Raw genomic sequence first — 18,211 nt, forward strand, 5'->3', positions numbered from 1 at the left:
AAGAGCATGCATATCCTTATCATCGGCGCGGCCGGCATGGTCGGCCGCAAACTGGCCGGGCGTTTGGCGGTTGACGGCCAACTTGGCGGGCAGGCCGTGGACATCCTGACCCTGGCCGACATGGTCGAGGCCGAGGCGCCGGCCGGCTTCACGGGCGAGGTTCGAACCGCCGCGCTCGACATCTCCAAACCGGGCGAGGTCGAAAAGCTGGTCGCCGCGCGGCCGGACGTGATCTTCCACCTCGCGGCGATCGTCTCCGGCGAGGCGGAGGCGGATTTCGAGAAGGGCTACGCGATCAATCTCGACGGAACCCGCTTCCTGTTCGAGGCGATCCGGCTCCAATCCACCCGGGAGGCCGCCCGGGAGCCGTACAAGCCGCGCGTCGTCTTCTCCTCCTCCATCGCGGTGTTCGGGGCGCCCTTCCCGGAAAAGATCGGCGACGAGTTCTTCACCACGCCGCTGACCAGCTACGGCACCCAGAAGGCCATGGGGGAACTGCTGCTGGCGGATTATTCGCGGCGGGGCTTCTTCGACGGCATCGGCATCCGGCTGCCGACCATCTGCATCCGCCCGGGCAAGCCGAACAAGGCGGCGTCGGGCTTCTTCTCCAACATCCTGCGCGAACCCCTGGCCGGACAGGAAGCCGTGCTGCCGGTCGGCGAGGATGTCCGGCACTGGCACGCCAGCCCGCGCTCCGCGGTCGGGTTCCTGCTGCACGCCGCGACCATGGACCTGGAGCGGCTGGGCTGGCGCCGCAACCTGTCGATGCCCGGCCTGTCCGCCACCGTGGGGGAGCAGATCGAGGCGCTGCGCCGGGTCGCCGGCGACAAGGCCGTGAAGCTGATCCGGCACGAGCCCGATCCCTTCATCATGAAGATCGTGGCCGGCTGGTCGCGCGACTTCGATACCAGCCGGGCGGAATCCCTGGGTTTCACGGCGGAAAAGACTTTCGACGAGATCATCAGGGTCCATGTCGAGGACGAATTGGGCGGGAAACTGCCGACTTATTCCTGAAACGGGTCCAAGTGCCCGCGGGTCGGTTCGATCTTCGGGCTTGACGGTCTGAAGCTCCCGCCGTAGCGTTCCCTGCAAGCCGCGATCAGACGGCTGTCGTGGGGAGCGTTCCGGTGTGGCTGTCTTGAATCAAGGTCCAGGGTCTTCGACCGCATGGTCCGGCCTGTCGGCCAGCGAAAGGGCCGTGCTGGACCTGCTGTTCTGGTCCCCGGGCCTGTCCCGCGACACCATCTCGACGCGCGCCGCCTTCTCCAAGACCCGCACCAACGCCATCGTGGCCGGACTGATCGAGCAGGGCCTGGTCGAGGAGATCGGCCTTCAGGAATCGACCGGCGGCCGGCGCGCCGAGACGATCCGCATCAACCGCGGGTTGGGCGTGCTGCTGGGCGTCGATCTCGACGCCACCCGGTTCGACGTCGCCGTCTTCACCCCCGACCTCCACCTGCTGGCCCGCGACGGCGAGGAGATCGACGTGCGCCGGGGTCCCGGACTGGTGCTGTCCCATGTCCGCGCGCGGATGCGCGGCCTGCTGGCGCGCTGCGGCGCCACGGCGGATCAGGTGCTGGGCATCGGCATCGGCGTTCCCGGCCCGGTGAACTTCGACACGTCGGAGCTGGTGGCGCCGCCGCTGATGCCGGAATGGGACAGCTTCTCGATCCGCGCCGACCTGCGCGCCGACTACGCGGCGCCGATCTTCGTGGACAACGACGTGAACCTGATGGCCCTGGGCGAGCTGTGGCACCTCCGCCGCCGGCTCCAGGACTTCCTGGTCATCAAGGTCAGCACCGGCATCGGCTGCGGCATCGTCTGCCACGGGCAGGTCTATCGCGGGGCCAACGGCTCGGCCGGGGATGTCGGGCATATCTGCGTGGACAGCCACGGCCCGCGCTGCCATTGCGGCAATATCGGCTGCGTCGAGGCCATGGCCGCCGGTCCCGCCATCGCCCGCATGGGGGCGGAGGCGGCCCAGGCCGGCGAAAGCCCCGTGCTGGCCGACATGCTCGCGGCCAAGGGGGCGATCGACCTGGGCGACGTGGCCCAGGCCAGCCGCGCCGGCGACGCCGCGTCCAACATGATCATCCAGCGCGCCGGGGCGAGGATCGGGCAGATGCTGGCCTCCGTGGTCAACTTCTTCAACCCGTCCCACGTCTTCATCGGCGGGGAGGGGGCGCGCATCGGGCCGCTGTTCCTGGCCTCCGTGCGGCAGAGCGTCTACCAGCGCTCCCTGCCGCTCTCCACCCGGAACCTCCAGATCCAGTACACCCCGCTCGGCGAGCAGGCCGGGCTGATCGGCGCCGGGGTCCTGGCGATGCAGGAGGCCATGAGGGCCGGGGCGCGGAACGGGGCGCGGGGAAACCTGCTGGAACCCAGCCAGCTTGAGAGTGCCGGCCCATGAGCATCGCCGTCCGGTTCGACGGTATCGTCAAGGAGTTCGGCTCCGTGCGCGTGCTGCACGGCGTCGGCTTCGAGCTGGCGCCCGGCCGGGTCTACGGCCTGCTGGGCGAGAACGGCGCCGGCAAGTCCACGCTGATGAAGATCCTCAGCGGCTACGAGCAGCCGACCGGCGGCACCGTCCATGTGGACGGCCAGCCGCGGACCTTCCGCAGCTCCCGCGACGCCGAGGCCGCCGGGATCGTCCTCATCCACCAGGAATTCAACCTGGCCGAGGACCTGACGATCCAGCAGAACATCTTCCTCGGCCACGAGAAGAAGCGCGGCTGGTGGCTGGACGAGGCGGCGATGCGGGCCGACACCGTCCGGGTGCTGGCCCAGGTCGGCCTTGACCGCGACCCCGACACGCCGGTCCGGCAGCTGATCGTGGCCGAGAAGCAGCTGGTCGAGATCGCCAAGGCGCTGGCCCGCAATGCCCGCCTGCTGATCATGGACGAGCCGACCGCCTCGCTGACGCCGGGGGAGACGGAGGCGCTGTTCGCCCTGATGGCCAGGCTCCACGCCGAAGGCGTTACAATCGTCTATATCTCCCACAAGCTGGACGAGGTGGAGCGCACCACCGACGAGGTGATCGTGATGCGCGACGGCCGCTTCGTCACCCGGCAGGCCACCCGCGACGTGACCCGCCACCAGATGGCCAACCTGATGGTCGGGCGCGAGCTGTCCGACCTCTACCCGCCCAAGGACCCGGCGCCCACCGGCAAGCTGCCGCTGCTGAGCGTGCGCGGGCTGAACGTGCCCGGCTGGGCTTCGGGTATCGGCTTCGAGGTGCAGCCCGGCGAGATCCTGGGATTCGCCGGCTTGGTCGGCGCCGGCCGGACCGAGCTGTTCGAAGGACTGCTGGGCCTGCGCCCGCACAGCGTCGAGCGGATCGAGCTGGACGGCCGGGCGATCCGCATCCGCAATCCGCGCGAGGCGGTGGACCAGGGCCTGACCTACCTGAGCGAGGACCGCAAGGGGAAGGGCCTCCATGTTGGCTTCGGCCTGAGCGAGAACCTGACCATGATGGCGCTGGAGCACTACGCCAAGCCCTGGCTGCGCCCGCGCGAGGAGCGCCGCGCGCTGGAGACGGCCGTGAAGGATTTCGGAATCCGCACCGGGTCGCTGGACGTCCGCGCCGCCTCCCTGTCGGGCGGCAACCAGCAGAAGCTGGCGCTCGCCAAGGTTCTCCACCCCCGGCCCAAGGTCGTCGTCCTGGACGAGCCGACCCGCGGCGTCGATGTCGGCGCCAAGCGGGACATTTATTTCCTGATCCAACGGCTGGCGCGCGAAGGGCGCGGCGTCGTCGTGGTCTCGTCGGAGCTGATGGAACTGGTCGGCCTGTGCCACCGCGTCGCGGTGATGCGCGCGGGCCGCATCCAGGCCGTCGTCGACGCGCAACATCTGACCGAAGAGGAGCTGATCTCCCATGCGACGGGAACGAAGCAGTGAGGGGGCGGCGTGGTAGAGCGGCAAGCTGAACCCCGGACGGTGCCCCGGTTCCAGCAGGTGCGGTCGCTGGGCTCGTGGCTGCACGGCGTCGGACCGATCGCGGGGCTGGTGCTGCTGTGCGTCGTCGGCACCCTGCTGAACGGCGATTTCGCCTCGCTCGACAACGCGACGAACGTGCTGACCCGCACCGCCTTCATCGGCATCATCGCGGTCGGCATGTGCTTCGTCATCATCTCGGGCGGCATCGACCTGTCGGTCGGCTCCATGGCGGCGCTGATCGCCGGCCTGGTCATCCTGCTGATGAACACGCTGGCCGGGTGGATCGCCCAGCCGGTGCTGGTGGTGGCCGCCGGCATGGTCTGCTCGGTCCTGCTGGGCGCCGCGTTCGGCCTGATCCACGGGCTGCTGATCACCCGCGGCCGGATCGAGCCCTTCATCGTCACGCTGGGCACGCTCGGCATCTTCCGCGCCTACCTGACCTACTTCTCCAACGGCGGCGCCATCACCCTCGACTACGAGCTGTCGGACGTCTACAGCCCGGTCTACTACGCGACCCTGGCCGGCCTCCCGGTCCCCGTCTGGGTGTTCCTGCTGGTGGCGGTCGCGGGCGGCCTGATCCTGAACCGGACCGCCTACGGGCGCTACGTCCAGGCGATCGGCTCCAACGAGCAGGTGGCGCGCTACGCCGCGGTAAACGTCGACCGGATCAAGGTGCTGACCTACGCGCTGCTGGGCGCCTGCGTCGGCATCGCGACGCTGCTGTACGTGCCCCGGCTGGGCTCGTCCTCGCCGACCACCGGCCTGCTGTGGGAGTTGGAGGCGATCGCCGCGGTGATCGTCGGCGGCACCGCGCTGAAGGGCGGGTCGGGCAGCATCGTCGGGACCGTGGTCGGCGCCATCCTGCTGTCGGTCATCAGCAACATCCTGAACCTGACCAGCGTCATCAGCGTCTACCTGAACGCGGCGGTCCAGGGCTTCGTGATCATCATCGTGGCGTTCCTGCAAAGGCGGAAATGACCACATAAGCAAGGGGGAGGAAGAGACCATGACGTTGAAGTCCTGCATAGTCGCGATGGCCGCGGCGGCGGTCGCGTTCGGAGCGCCCGCGGCGGCGTTCGCCCAGAACAAGGTCAACCTGGGCGTCGCCATCCCGGCGGCGACCCACAGCTTCACCGCCGGCATCGTCTGGTGGGCCAACGAGGCCAAGAAGGAACTGGAGGCCAAGCACCCCGACCTGAAGGTCACGATCAAGACGGCGGCCAACGCCGGCGAGCAGGCTAACCAGCTCCAGGACCTGACGACTGCCAACAAGATCAACGCGCTGGTGATCTTCCCGTTCGAGTCAGCGGCGCTGACCCGGCCGGTGGCGCAGGTCAAGAAGCAGGGCGTGTACGTGACCGTGGTCGATCGTGGCCTGACCGACACCAGCGCCCAGGACGCGTACGTGTCCGGCGACAATACCGCTTTCGGCAAGGTGCCCGCGGAGTACATCGCCAAGGCGCTGGACGGGAAGGGCAATGTCGTGGCCCTGCGCGGCATCGCCACCACGCTCGACAACGAGCGGATGGACGCCTTCAACTCCGTGATGAAGAATTATCCCGACATCAAGCTGCTGGACGCCCGGTACGCCAACTGGAACCGCGACGACGCCTTCAAGGTGATGCAGGACTACCTGACCCGCTTCAAGCAGATCGACGCGGTCTGGGCCGCCGACGACGACATGGCGGTGGGCGTGCTGAGGGCGATCGAGCAGGCCAAGCGCGAGGACATCAAGATCGTGTTCGGCGGCGCCGGGGCCAAGGGCATGATCAAGACCCTGATCGACGGAACCGATCCGCTAATCCAGGCCAACGTCTCCTACTCGCCGAAATTCATCTACGACGCGATCAAGATGACGGCCGAGGCCCGCCTGAAGGGGGAGGCCCTGCCCGAAACCACGATCGTCCCGTCGGTGCTGATCACCAAGGACAACGCGAAGGACTTCTACTTCCCCGACAGCCCGTTCTGAGGAACTCCGGGGCGGACCCGGCCGGGCCCGCCCCGCCCCATTCCCTGACGACCGTAACCCCTACCACTGGTAGCGGATGCGGCCGAGCAGCGCGTAGGCCTGCTGGCCGTCGCGCAGTTCGGCGGCCCCGCCCAGGTTCAGGGCCAGCCCCATGGGCAGCTCGGCCGAGACGCCGGCGGCGAGGATCACGGCGTTGCGCGACGGCTCGTTGCCCTCGACCGTGAAGCTGCCGCCTGTCGCCCCCGCGAAGCGCGAGGTGATGGTGGCGTCCGGCTGCACCAGGTCATAGCCCCAGCGGACCTCGAGCGACGGCGTGACGGTCCCCAGCGTCTCGGTCCGGAACGGGGCGGACGCTGCGACGCCGAGGGTGGCGGTCAGGGCGTTCTCCGCCTTGCCGGAGACGGCCAGTTCCGCCCCGGTGGCGCCGTTCTCGGTATAGCTGTCCTGGACGAAGCGGGTCCAGGACAGCCCGGCGGCGGGCCTGACGTCGAACCCGTGGACATCGTAGGTGCGGCCTCCCTCGACCGCGGCGGACAGCTCGGTCCCGCCGAAATCCGACGTGGCGAGGCCCGGGTTCGGCACGAAGTCGATCCGGCGCGATCCGTGATAGTCGTTCTGCGCGACCCCGACCTGGACGTTCAGGTCGGTCCGTCCCCAGGTCTGGCTGCCGTAGAGGCCGAGCTGGTAGCTGCTGACGTCGCCGTCGGTGCCTGCCCGCTCATGCAGGACGATGGTGCGGGAGAACCCGGCCGACACGCCGACCACGGTGCCCGGCGCCACCTCGGCGTCGGCCCCGAACTGCATGCCGCCGCCCCGCCAGTCGAAGCCGTTGTCCATGCCGGCATCGCCGTCCGCCCGTCCATAGAGGCCGAAGCCGCGGCCCCAGACCCCGCCGCGGGAGCTTTCCGCGGCCGCATCGGCGGGTGCGGCCGCCAACTCGGCCGGATTGCCAGCGAAGGCGAACTGCTGGCCGGGAGCGTTCGCGCCCCCGGCGCTCCTCACGGCGCCCAGCCGCTGCCCGACCGCGTCCCGGAACCGGGACGACGCGCCGGTGGCGATGGTGCTGAAGGCGTTGGAGGCGTCGGGCGCCATCTGGTCGAACGCGCTGGCCGCCTGGGCGGCGTCCAGCTGGTTGAGCCGGCCCAGGGCCGTCTTCAGGTTCCCGGTGGCGCTGCCCTGCGCCTGGTCCAACGCGCGGGCAACCGCGGTGCCGGCCGCGCCGCTGGCGACCGACTCGTAAGTCGTCGCGTTGCGCACGACGGTGACCCGCACGGCATCCGCCCCGTAGCTGACCTCCGGCATCAGGAACAGGCTCGGCAGCGATCCGCTCAGGGTGGCGAAGCGCCCCGTCACGCCCCCGGTGGCGGACAGGACCGTATAGGCGGTGTCCTGCGCGTAGGTGCCGGACGCAGCGGTCAGCGCCAGGGTGCCGCCGTCCAGCACCGCGGTGCCGTCGGCCTGGAGCAGGTCCGACCGGCCTGCCGCGTCGATGTCCACCGCCAGGGTGCCGGTGGAGGCGTTGGTGAAGCCGCCGGTCACGGCCAGCGTTCCGATCGACCCGGTCTCGCTTCCCGGCGACACCGTCCCGGCGTTGGCCAGCGTCGCGGTGGCGATCGACGCCGAGCCGCCGAGGCCGGCGCCGGCGGCGACCGTCACGCGGCCCGTGCTTTCCAGCGATCCGGTCAGCCGAACGGTGCCGGTGTCGATGCGGGTGGTCTCGAACCCGGAGAACGCGTTGGCGTCACCGTAGGTCGCCCCGTCTCCGACGGCGAAGACAAGGGTGTCCGACCCAGCGCCGCCCCGGACTGCGCCGGAGAAGCCGCCGCCCCGGACCGTCAGGCTGTCGTTGCCGGCCCCCAGGTCCAGCGCGACCGCGCCGGTCCCGGCGCCGGAAATGGTGCCGCTGTTCGTCACGGTGTCGTCGTAGGTGCCGACCAGGGTGATGCCGGCCCCGGCGAGGCCCGCGATCGTGCCCTCGTTGGTGATGGTGGTGGCGCCGTAGGCGCTGCCCGACGCTCCGTCGTCGATCAGGATGCCGCGCGTGGCGCCCGTGATGGTGGCGCCGGCGGCGTTCAGGATGGTGCCGCCGCCGGCCGCGATGCCCTCGCTGCCGTTCGGTCGCCCGCCGCTGTCCACGCCCCCGGCGCCGGTCCCTCGGATCGTGCCGTAGTTGGAGATCGTCGCGATCAGGTCGATATCGACCCCGTCGCCGTCGCCGTTCGCGGAGGCAGTTCCGCTGCTGTTGAAGATGTTGCCGGCGCCGGCATAGTCGCCGGAGATCGTGCCGCGGTTTACGACCATGCCGTTGCCGTCGGACCCGACGCCGGACCCGTTGCGCCCGGTGATGGTCCCGCCCGCCAGGTTGGTGACGCTGATGTCATTGTCGGCGGTGATGCCGTGCCGCGCGCCGGAGATCACGCCGGTCGCCTGGTTGGTCACCGCGACGCCCGTCCTGGCGCCCGCGTCGATCGCGTCCGATGTGCCGTTGGCCCCGCCGCTGGTATTGGCGCCGAAGCTTCGGATGGTTCCGGCATTGTCGATGACCGCGTTCAGGCCGGGCCGCAGCGCGTCGTCATTCAGCGCCTCGATCAGGCCGGTCGCGGTGTTGGTGACGGTGAGCGCCACGCCGGCCCTGTTCATGGTGCGCAGGTCCAGCGCCTGTCCCTGCACCGAACTGGCTGTGTCGGTCGGTGCCGCGGCGCGGATCGTGCCGGAATTGGTGATGGTGACCGAGCCGCCGGTGATGTTGGTGTTGATCCGGAACGCGTCGCTGACGTCGGACTGGAACAGCGCGCCGGCGCGGTTGACCAGGGAGAAGGTCCGGGCATTAGCGGCGCCGGAGGTGTCGAAGCTGCGGCTGCCGGTGGAGCGGATCGTGCCGGCATTGTCGAGCAGGGCGCCGGTCGCGGAGTTGTTCAGCGTGACGGAGGTGCCGGTGGTCTGGAGCGTCCCCGTCGCCTCGACGGTGCCGGTCTGCGTGCCGCTCAGGGTCCTCGACGTGGTGCTGGTGGATCCGGCGCCGACCGTGAACTGGGCCGAGGCCGGCGCCGCGCCGGTGAGCAGGAGGCCGGCGGCGACGGGCAGGCCGAGGATCAGGGGGCTGACGCTGGAAAGAAGGATGCGCTTCATGAACTGATGGACTCCGTCGGCTGCGACCGGCCCGCCGGCAGGGAGCGGCGTCCGGTGTATGCCGAAGGAATTAATCCATTCGATTTTCAGAAATGTGACAGGATTAGGGCAAATGGAATTTAGTTCGGAAGTACGGGTCCCGACAGCCTGACGCCTGGCCCGCTGGTCCCGTCGGCATCCAGGAAGCTCACGCCCGCGCCCTCCAGCGCGCGGCGGATTGCCGCCATGGTCGCCCGCTGCATGTCCCTTTGGCCGCTTTCGAAGCCCCGCACGGTGCTCCGGCTCACTTCCGCGGCGGCGGCAAGCTCGTCCTGGGTCCAGTCCAACAGCCCGCGCGCGGCGCGGCATTGCTCGGGGGTCAGCGGCATCAGGCGAAGATGGGGACGTGACTTAAAAGGTCAAGATGCGCCATTTTGGTTGATTCGAATGCGGGGGCAACCATGTAGCAGGTGCAGCAGATCCGGATTCGGAGGGAAAGAACAGTGCCGGCGCATCACACACCGCTTGTCTCGATGATCGCCATCGGCCTTGTCCTGGCCTTTCTCCTGGGGCTTGTCGCTCACCGCCTGCGCGTCTCCCCGCTGGTGGGATACCTGCTGGCCGGGATCATCGTCGGTCCCTTCACGCCGGGCTTCGTCGCCGACCAGGCGCTGGCGAACGAACTGGCGGAGATCGGCGTGATCCTGCTGATGTTCGCGGTCGGCCTGCATTTCTCGCTCAAGGACCTGCTGTCGGTCAGGGCGGTGGCACTGCCCGGGGCCGTGGTGCAGATCGGCGTCGCGACCCTTCTCGGCATGGCCCTGGCCTGGGCGCTCGGATGGCAGGTCGGGGCGGGGATCGTCTTCGGCCTGGCGCTGTCGGTCGCCAGCACGGTCGTCCTGATCCGCGCCCTCCAGGAGCGGCGCATCATGGACACCGACCGGGGCCGCATCGCGGTCGGCTGGCTGATCGTCGAGGATCTGGCGATGGTGCTGGTGCTCGTCATGCTGCCGGCGCTCGCCGGGGCGCTGGGCGGCGCCGGGGAGACGCCGGACTGGTACGCCATCGCGTTCTCGGCCGGGATGACCCTGGTGAAGGTCGCCACCTTCGTCGCGATCATGCTGATTGCCGGGCGCCGCGTAGTTCCCTGGATCATGCATTACGCCGCCCACACGGGATCGCGCGAGCTGTTCCGCCTGTCGGTCTACGCGGTCGCCCTGGGGATCGCCTACGGCGCCGCCGCCCTGTTCGGCGTGTCCTTCGCGCTCGGCGCCTTCTTCGCCGGCATGGTCCTGGCGGAGAGCCCCCTGAGCCAGCGCGCGACCGAGGAGGCGCTGCCCCTGCGCGACGCCTTCGCCGTGCTGTTCTTCGTCTCGGTCGGGATGCTGTTCGACCCCGGCGTCCTGGTCCGGTCTCCCTGGTCGGTGCTCGCCACGGTGACCATCATCGTGATCGGCAAGTCGATCGCCGCCTACTCGATCGTCCGCCTGTTCGGCCGTTCCAACGGGACGGCGCTGACCATCTCCGCCAGCCTCGCGCAGATCGGCGAATTCTCCTTCATCCTGGCCGGCCTGGGCGTCGGCATGGGCGTGCTTCCGCAGGAAGGGCGCGACCTGATCCTGGCCGGCGCCATCATCTCGATCCTGCTGAACCCGCTGATCTTCGCCGCCGTGGACCGGCCGCGGTCCCGCAAGGCGCCGGACCGGACGCTCCCGACCTCCGCCGGGGATAATGCCGTGCCGGCGGCCGCGGACGATGCCGTCGGGGCGGTCGTGCCCGACGCGGCCGCCGATCTGACGCCGACCAGCCTGACCGACCACGACGTCCTGATCGGCTATGGCCGGGTCGGCTCCCTGGTCGGATCGGGCCTGCGCGCCGCCGGGCGGCCGGTCCTGGTGTTCGAGGAGCGGGCCGACGAGATCGAGGCGGCGCGCCGCGACGGCGCCGAGGTGGTGGTCGGCAACGCCGCCGATCCCGAGATCCTAGCGACCGCAAACCTGCCGGCCGCCCGCCGGCTGATCGTCACCGTTCCCGAAGCCTTCGAGGCGGGCCAGGTGGTCGAGCAGGCCAGGGCGGCGAACCCGAACCTGGAGATCGTCGCCCGCGCCCACACCGACGCGGCGGTCGAACACCTGACCGACCTGGGTGCCAGCCTGGCGGTCATGGGCGAGCGGGAGATCGCCCTGCGGATCCTGGAGCGGATCGAGCACGACGACGAGGCCGCCGGAGCCCGTCTCCAGGCCGGCGGAGGGCGAGCGGACCCGCCCGCGGATTAGCCGGCCCGTCCGCTTCCGCTTGACTCGCTCTTTCAAGCGAGTGAAGATGCTTTCATGAATGTGAATGGCAACGTCAAGACCGCGGGCCGGACGCTGGATGTGTTCGAGGCGTTCGAGGATATCGGCAAGCCCTTGACCCTGTCCGACCTGGCGCGCCGGCTGGAGATGCCGGTCAGCAGCTGCCATGGGCTGGTCGGCACGCTGAAGGCGCGGGGCTACCTGTACGCGGTCAATCGGCGGACGCTCTATCCGACGCGCCGGCTCCTGGAGATGGCCCGCCGCATCGTCGCCAGGGACCCGATGCTGGAACGGATGGCCGCTTTCCTGGAGCGGCTGCGCGACGACACCGGGGAGACCGTCATCCTGGGCAAGCGCCAGGACGACGCGGTGATCTACCTGGAAGTGGTCGAAGGGCTGCGCACCATCCGCTATTCCGCCAAGCCGGGCGAACTGAAGCCGCTGCATTCCAGCGCGATCGGCAAGGCGATGCTGGGGGAGATGCCCCCGGCCGACCTCGCCGCGTGGCTGGCCGGACATTCCCTGAACGCCATCACCGAAAACACGCTGGTCACGGCGGAAAGCCTGGAGCGCGACCTCGCGGCCGGCCGGGAGCGCGGCTACCAGGTCACGCGGGGCGAGAACGTGGCCGACGTCATGGCCGTGGCGACCGCCATCCATCTCAACGGCGAGCCGATCGGCGTCGCGGTCGCGGGACCGCTGGAGCGGATGAAATCCGGCATGGCCGCCCACGCGGAAAGGCTGCTGGCGATGAAAACGGCCGTCGAGGCCGGCGAGGAACACCCATGAACGACGAATTGCTGGTCGAGCGCCGCGACGACGTCCTGTCCGTCACCCTGAACCGGCCGGAAAAGCGCAATCCCCTGAGCCGCGCCCTGCTGGAGGCACTCCGAGGATGCTTCGAGGCGCACAAGGACGACCCGGCCCTGCGGGTCGCCGTGCTGCGCGGGGCGGGCGAGAAGAGCTTCGCGGCCGGCGGCGACCTGAAGGACCTGGGCATGCTCCGCTCGGCCGAGCAGGCCGGAGAGATGGCGGACCATGCCAAGGCGGCGCTCGACGCGGTCCGCCGGTTCCCCGTTCCCGTGGTCGCCGCCCTCAACGGCGACGCGCTGGGGGGCGGGGCGGAACTGGCCGTCGCCTGCGACTTCCGCGTCGGCGCCCGCCATGCCCGGATCGGCTTCGTCCAGGGCAGGCTCAACATCGCGACCGCCTGGGGCGGGGGCATCGACCTGCTGACCCTTCTCGGGCCGGCCGCCGGGCTGCGGCTGCTGGCGCGCTCCGATCTCCTCGACATGGAGGCGGCGCAGGCCATCGGGCTGGTGGACGCGGTGGCCGAACCGGACCAGGGGCTGGACGAGGCCGTCGCCGACTTCATCGGGCCGATGCTGCGCCAGGCCCCGCAGGTGCTCCGCGCCTTCAAGGCGCTGGCGGCGGCGCATCGCGCGGGAGCTTCCCGCATCGACATGGAACGGCTGGAAACCAGGCTGTTCGCCGGAACCTGGGTCCATGACGACCACTGGTCCGCCGTCGAGCGGCTCAACCTGGGACGGAGGTAGCATGACCGCCGCGCAATCCAACAAGGCAGAAAGCACCAAGACGGCCGTCGCGGCCGAACTGGAAGCCGCGAGGCCGGGTCCCGGCGCGCCGAAGCCGGTGACCCCCTCGGGGATCGAGATCCCGGCGGTGGTCACGCCCGACATGCTGACGCGGCCGGACCCCGGAATGCCGGGGGAGGCGCCGTTCACGCGCGGGATCTTCGCCGACGGCTATCGCGGGCGGCTCTGGACGATCCGCCAATATTCCGGTTTCGGCACGGCGGAGGAGTCGAACCAGCGCTACCGCTTCCTGCTCGACGGCGGCCAGACCGGGCTGTCCGTGGCGCTGGATCTGCCGACCCAGTGCGGGCTGGACCCGACAGACCCCATCGCGAAGCCCGAGGTCGGCAAGGTCGGCGTCTCGCTGTCCAATCTCGCCGAGGCGGAGATCCTGTTCGACGGTATCGACTTGTCGAAGATCTCCACCTCCTTCACCATCAACGGCACCGCGGCGATCATCTACGCCATGTATTGCGCGGTCGCCGACAAGCAGGGCGTGCCGCGCTCCAAGCTGACCGGCACGATCCAGAACGATATCCTGAAGGAATACGTGGCGCGCGGCACCTGGATCTTCCCGGTGCGCCCGAGCATGCGCCTGATCGCCGACACCATCCTGTTCTCCAACGAGGAAACGCCGCGCTTCAACCCGATCAGCATCGCCGGCGCCCATGTCCGCGACGCCGGGGCGACGGCGGTGGAGGAACTGGGCTACACCCTCGCCAACGGCCTCGCCTATGTCGAGGAACTGCTGCGGCGGGGCGGCGACGCCACGAAGTTCGCCCAGCGGCTCAGCTTCTTCTTCTATGTCCACATGGATTTCTTCGAGGAGGTCTGCAAATTCCGGGCGGCCCGGCGGCTGTGGGCCAGCCTGCTGGAGGAGCGGTTCGGCATCACCGATCCCAAGGCGCAGCGCTTCCGGTTCGGCGTGGTATGCGGCGGCTCCTCCCTGACCTCGGCCCAGCCCTACAACAACATCGTGCGCGTCGGCATCGAGACCATGGCGGCCGTCATGGGCGGCGCCCAGTCGATCTTCACCTGCGCCTACGACGAGGCGTTCCAGATCCCGACCGAGTTCAGCGCCGAGATCGCCATGCGGACACAGCAGATCGTGGCCCACGAGACCGGCATCTCGAAGACCGTCGACCCGCTCGGCGGCAGCTACTTCGTCGAGTGGCTGACCGACCGCATGGAACAGGAGACCCGCGCCGTCATCGCGGAGATCGACGACTACGGCGGCGTGATCAAGGCCATCGAGGACGGCTATCTCCAGATGCGGATCGCGGAGCGGGCCAAGCTCCGCAAGCAGGGGATCGACAGCGGCGAAACCGTCGTCGTCGGCCAGAACCATTTCCGGCGCGACAACCAGACCGACGATTTCGGCGAGGTCTTCCGCCTGGACCCCCAGGCGGCCCGCCGGGTGCGCGAGAAGTACGACGGCGTCATGGGGCGCCGCGACGAAGCCCGCGTGGCCAGGAGCCTGGAGGCGCTCGGCATCGCTGCGGCCGATGACGGCGAGAACATGATGCCGTACCTGATCGAGTGCTGCCACGCCTACGCCACCGTCGGCGAGATGGTGGCCGCGCTGAAGAAGCACTGGGGCGAGTTCCAGGAACCGATCCGACTGTGATCATCCGCGCATCGCGGCCAGGAAACGGCGGGCCTGGAAACGTAGGGGGGAGGAAACGACAATGAGCCTTAAGGGCAAACGCATCCTGATCGCCAAGCCCGGCCTTGACGGGCACGACGTCGGCGCGAAGGTGATCGCCCTGGCGCTGCGCGACGCCGGGGCCGACGTGATCTATACCGGCCTGCGCAAGAGCCCCGACTACATCGCCCGCGTCGCGGTCGAGGAGGACGTGGACGCGGTCGGCCTCAGCCTGCTGTCGGGCAGCCACAACGAACTGGTGGCCGAGACACTGCGCTGTCTGCGCGACCTGGACGGCGGGGACATCATGATCTTCGTCGGCGGCACCATCCCGGCGGAGGACCAGCCGGAACTGCTGCGGATCGGCGTCCGGGGGGTCTTCACGGCGGACCAGAAGCTGGAAGACGTGGTGGCGGCCATAGACCGGGAACTGGCCGCATGAGCGGGCCGCTTTCCGGCATCCGCATCCTCGAAGCCGGCCATATGCTGGCGGGTCCCTATTGCGGCATGCTGCTGGCCGACCTGGGCGCCGAGGTGATCAAGATCGAATCGCCCGAAGGCGACATCGCCCGCCGGCTCAGCCCGCACAGCGTCGGTCCCCACAACGCCTATTTCGCCTCCCTCAACCGCAACAAGCGGAGCGTCGTGCTCGATCTCGGGTCGGCCGAGGGGCAGGCGGCCCTGGGGCGGCTGGCCGCGTCCAGCCACGGGCTGCTGACCAACATGCGGCCGGCGGTGATCCGCAAGCTCGGCCTGACCTACGACAGCCTGTCGGTCCACAATCCCCGGATTGCCTGCCTGGCGCTGACCGGCTACGGGTTGGACGGCCCCTACGCCGACCGGCCCGCCTACGACTACGTGATACAGGCGCTGGTCGGCATCATGGCGCTGACCGGCGACCCCGGCGCGCCGCCGGTGAAGTGCGGCTACTCGGCGGTGGACAATTCCGCCGGGATCATGGGGGCGCTCGGGCTGGTCGCCAAGATCCTGGAGGGCAAGGGCGGACAGATCGACGTGTCGCTGTTCGACACCATGCTCTCGCAGCTGAACTATGTGGCCGGGGCTTGGCTCAACGCCGGCGAGTCCCCGAGCCGGTACGAGAGCGGGGGGCATCCCTACATCGTCCCCGCCCAGATCTTCGAGACCGCCGACGGCCACCTCGCCCTGTTCATCACCCACGACGATTTCTGGCGGCGCTTCGCCCGCGAGGCCGGACGGCCGGAATGGCTGTCCGACGCGCGTTTCGGGACCATGGCGGGACGCACCGCCAACCGCGACCTGGTGATCCGCGCGGTCGGCTCGCTGCTGCGGACCCGCGGAACGGCGGAGTGGGTCGGACGGCTGGCGCCCCTGGGGATCGTCGTCGCCGGCGTCGAGCGGCTGGAAGACGCGCTGGCCGGCGATCTCGCGCGCAGCCATGACATGGTGGTGTCGATCCCGACCGGTGACGGCGACCTGGCCGTCGTCGGCAACCCGATCCGCTTCCCGGGCGAGCCCACCCGCTACGGGCCGCCGCCGCTGCTCGGCGAGCATACCGCGGCGCTCCTGGCGGAGGGGGGATGAGCATGGCCGGAAGCCCGTCCCGCCGCCGGGAACTCAGCCGGATGCTCAGCCGGATCAGCCGGGCCGACGTGCGGCAGACGCTGGCCGGGCACGGCGATACGGCCACGCCGGACCGACCCGCATACCGCATCGGCGTCACCGGCGCGCCGGGTGCCGGCAAGAGCACGCTGATCGCCCGCCTCGCCGCGCGCCGGCTGGAACGGACCGCCGGAGAGGTCGCCGTGCTGGCGATCGACCCGACCAGCCCGATCACCCACGGGTCGATCCTGGGCGACCGCGTCCGGATGGACGCCATCGCCGGCGACCCCCGCCTCTATATCCGCTCCCTTCCGAGCCGGGGCAGCCATGACGGCCTGGCCGACAACCTGCCGGACCTGCTGCTGGCGCTGGACCGGTACGGCTTCGACGAGGCGCTGGTCGAGACGGTGGGGGTAGGGCAGGCCGAGCATGCGGTACGCACCCTGGTCGATACGGTCGTGCTGGTGCTCCATCCCGAATCGGGGGACAGCGTCCAGGCCATGAAGGCCGGCATCCTGGAGATCGCCGACATCTACGTGGTCAACAAGGCCGACCTGCCCGGCGCCCGGAAGACCGCCGCCGAAATCCGCGCCGTCACGCGGCGGGTGGGGGACGGCGGCGACTGGACGCCGCCCGTGGTGCTGTGCGCCCAGGGCGACGAGGCCGGCTTGGCGGAGCTGGACGGGGCGGTGGAGCGGCATCGCGCCTGGGCGGCGGAACGCCGCGACGCCGGTGCGATGCGCCTCGCGCGCGCCCGGCACCATGCCCAGGCGCTGCTGTCCCGCCGGGCCGCCGAACTGGTCGAGGAGGCCGATCCCGCCCTGTTCGACGGGCCGCCGGAGGACATTTACCGCCGGGTCCTTCGCCGATGGGCCGATGATTTGGGAAGCGAATAATCCGCATTACGACGATCCGGGGTGGCTCCCGCCGCCCGGATGGTCTTAAATGAATGAAAAGAGGGAGAAAATCCCCGGGACAAGAATGCAATCAGAAGAGGAGGAGACGTTCATGGGAAATATAAGCATGTGGAAGACGGGCAGGTTCCTGACCGGATTAGCGCTGGGTGCTGCTCTGACCCTGTCGGCCGCGGCGGCCGGTGCCCAGACCCTCAAGATTTCCCACCAGTGGAAGGCGCAGACCGATGCCCGCGACCGCGCCGTCCGGGTGTTCGTGGAGGAGGTCGGCAAGAAGGCGCCCGACCTGAAGTTCCGGATCTTCCCCGGACGCTCGCTGATCCAGAACCCGGTCGCCCAGTTCGACTCGCTCCAGAACAATTCGCTGGAGATGGCGATCTACCCGCTGGTCTACGCCGTGGGCAAGGTGCCGGAGTTCTCCATCACCATCATGCCCGGCCTGGTCAGCAACCTGGACGAGGCGGTCAAGCTGAAGGACTCCGCCTACCATAAGCGACTCCAGGAGATCGCCCACGCCAACGGCGTCCATATCGTCACCTGGTGGTGGACGCCCGGAGGCTTCGCGTCGAAGAACCGGGAGATCCAGGGGCCGGATACGGTCAGCGGCCTCAAGATGCGCGCGGCCGATCCCTATTTCGAGACGGTCCTCCAGGCGGCCGGCGCCTCCGTCCAGTCCATGCCCTCCACCGAGATCTACTCGGCGCTCCAGACCGGCGTACTCGACGGCGTCATGACCTCGGCGGAAAGCTTCGTCAGCATGCGGATCTACGAGCAGACCAGCAACGCGACGGTCGGCGGCGACAACATCCTGTTCATGCTGCTCCAGCCGCTGATCATGTCCAAGCAGGCCTGGGACAACCTGACGCCGGACCAGCAGAAGGCGTTCGAGGAGGCGGCCACGGTCAGCGAGGAGTTCTTCAACGGCCTCCAGCGGGAGGCGGACGCCGAGATGCGGAAGGCGTTCGAGGAGGCCGGTGCCGACGTGAGGCCGCTGACCGACGCGGAGTTCGAAGCCTGGGTCGACCTGGCGCGCGAGACCGCCTGGAAGAAGTTCGAAACCGAAGTCCCCAACGGCAAGGAACTGATCGGGCTGGTCGAGACCTCGCTCCAGAACGCCCAGTAAGGTAAGAACGAAGAAAAGAAAGATGCGGGGGTCGTCGAGCCGGCCC

The 18,211-nt window shown here is 69.5% G+C and carries 15 protein-coding genes; 13 read left to right on the forward strand and 2 right to left on the reverse strand.

The features are described 5' to 3' along the window. Positions 1-6: 6 nt before the first annotated feature. The 5 genes from denD (at position 7) to JL100_RS04220 (ending at position 5,905) form a co-directional block, all read left to right on the forward strand. Entirely contained in the window at positions 7-1,014 is a 1,008-nt protein-coding gene (gene denD / locus JL100_RS04200) for a D-erythronate dehydrogenase (RefSeq protein ID WP_202681712.1), read from the forward strand. Positions 1,015-1,198: 184 nt separating this feature from the next. Continuing rightward, a complete protein-coding gene (locus JL100_RS04205; RefSeq protein WP_228421064.1) occupies positions 1,199-2,410 on the forward strand; it encodes an ROK family protein in 1,212 nt (403 codons plus the stop codon). Continuing rightward, complete coding sequence (locus JL100_RS04210; RefSeq protein WP_202681711.1) at positions 2,407-3,897, forward strand: sugar ABC transporter ATP-binding protein; 1,491 nt, start codon at positions 2,407-2,409, stop codon at positions 3,895-3,897. The genes JL100_RS04205 and JL100_RS04210 overlap by 4 nt, the downstream gene beginning before the upstream one ends. A 9-nt stretch (positions 3,898-3,906) precedes the next feature. Next, positions 3,907-4,914: an ABC transporter permease gene (locus JL100_RS04215; RefSeq protein ID WP_202681710.1), complete on the forward strand. Its 1,008-nt coding sequence runs from the start codon at positions 3,907-3,909 to the stop codon at positions 4,912-4,914. 28 nt (positions 4,915-4,942) lie between these two features. Beyond that, positions 4,943-5,905, forward strand: coding sequence for a substrate-binding domain-containing protein (locus JL100_RS04220; protein WP_202681709.1), 963 nt, complete (start codon positions 4,943-4,945; stop codon positions 5,903-5,905). Positions 5,906-5,965: 60 nt separating this feature from the next. Here JL100_RS04220 and JL100_RS04225 read toward each other — a convergent pair whose 3' ends face one another. Then, a complete protein-coding gene (locus tag JL100_RS04225) occupies positions 5,966-9,034 on the reverse strand; it encodes an autotransporter outer membrane beta-barrel domain-containing protein (protein ID WP_202681708.1) in 3,069 nt (1,022 codons plus the stop codon). A gap of 119 nt (positions 9,035-9,153) precedes the next feature. Then, positions 9,154-9,402 (reverse strand): helix-turn-helix transcriptional regulator, encoded by a 249-nt coding sequence (locus tag JL100_RS04230; protein ID WP_202681707.1) that lies wholly within the window; start codon positions 9,400-9,402, stop codon positions 9,154-9,156. A 114-nt stretch (positions 9,403-9,516) separates the two neighbouring features. Here JL100_RS04230 and ybaL point away from each other — a divergent pair, with 114 nt between their 5' ends. The 8 genes from ybaL (at position 9,517) to dctP (ending at position 18,165) form a co-directional block, all read left to right on the forward strand. Beyond that, the gene (gene ybaL, locus JL100_RS04235; protein ID WP_228421065.1) at positions 9,517-11,289 is read left to right on the forward strand and encodes a YbaL family putative K(+) efflux transporter; all 1,773 of its coding nucleotides are present in this window, start codon (positions 9,517-9,519) and stop codon (positions 11,287-11,289) included. Positions 11,290-11,343: 54 nt separating this feature from the next. After that, positions 11,344-12,096 (forward strand): IclR family transcriptional regulator, encoded by a 753-nt coding sequence (locus JL100_RS04240; RefSeq protein WP_202681706.1) that lies wholly within the window; start codon positions 11,344-11,346, stop codon positions 12,094-12,096. After that, the gene (locus tag JL100_RS04245; RefSeq protein ID WP_202681705.1) at positions 12,093-12,863 is read left to right on the forward strand and encodes an enoyl-CoA hydratase/isomerase family protein; all 771 of its coding nucleotides are present in this window, start codon (positions 12,093-12,095) and stop codon (positions 12,861-12,863) included. Before JL100_RS04240 ends, JL100_RS04245 begins: the two co-directional genes overlap by 4 nt. Position 12,864: 1 nt before the next feature. Then, positions 12,865-14,529: an acyl-CoA mutase large subunit family protein gene (locus JL100_RS04250; RefSeq protein WP_202681704.1), complete on the forward strand. Its 1,665-nt coding sequence runs from the start codon at positions 12,865-12,867 to the stop codon at positions 14,527-14,529. A gap of 61 nt (positions 14,530-14,590) precedes the next feature. Then, on the forward strand, positions 14,591-14,989 hold the full coding sequence (locus tag JL100_RS04255; RefSeq protein WP_202681703.1) for a cobalamin B12-binding domain-containing protein: 399 nt from the start codon (positions 14,591-14,593) through the stop codon (positions 14,987-14,989). Continuing rightward, positions 14,986-16,110, forward strand: a complete 1,125-nt coding sequence (locus JL100_RS04260; RefSeq protein ID WP_202681702.1) for a CaiB/BaiF CoA transferase family protein — start codon at positions 14,986-14,988, stop codon at positions 16,108-16,110. Before JL100_RS04255 ends, JL100_RS04260 begins: the two co-directional genes overlap by 4 nt. Further along, positions 16,107-17,024 carry an ArgK/MeaB family GTPase gene (locus tag JL100_RS04265; protein ID WP_202681701.1) on the forward strand — a complete coding sequence of 306 codons (918 nt, stop codon included), beginning with the start codon at positions 16,107-16,109 and terminating at the stop codon, positions 17,022-17,024. Before JL100_RS04260 ends, JL100_RS04265 begins: the two co-directional genes overlap by 4 nt. Positions 17,025-17,136: 112 nt before the next feature. Next, positions 17,137-18,165 (forward strand): TRAP transporter substrate-binding protein DctP, encoded by a 1,029-nt coding sequence (gene dctP / locus JL100_RS04270; protein WP_202681700.1) that lies wholly within the window; start codon positions 17,137-17,139, stop codon positions 18,163-18,165. Positions 18,166-18,211: the final 46 nt, after the last annotated feature.

The sequence above is a fragment of the Skermanella mucosa genome, assembly GCF_016765655.2.
GTDB classification, from domain to species: Bacteria; Pseudomonadota; Alphaproteobacteria; order Azospirillales; family Azospirillaceae; genus Skermanella; species Skermanella mucosa.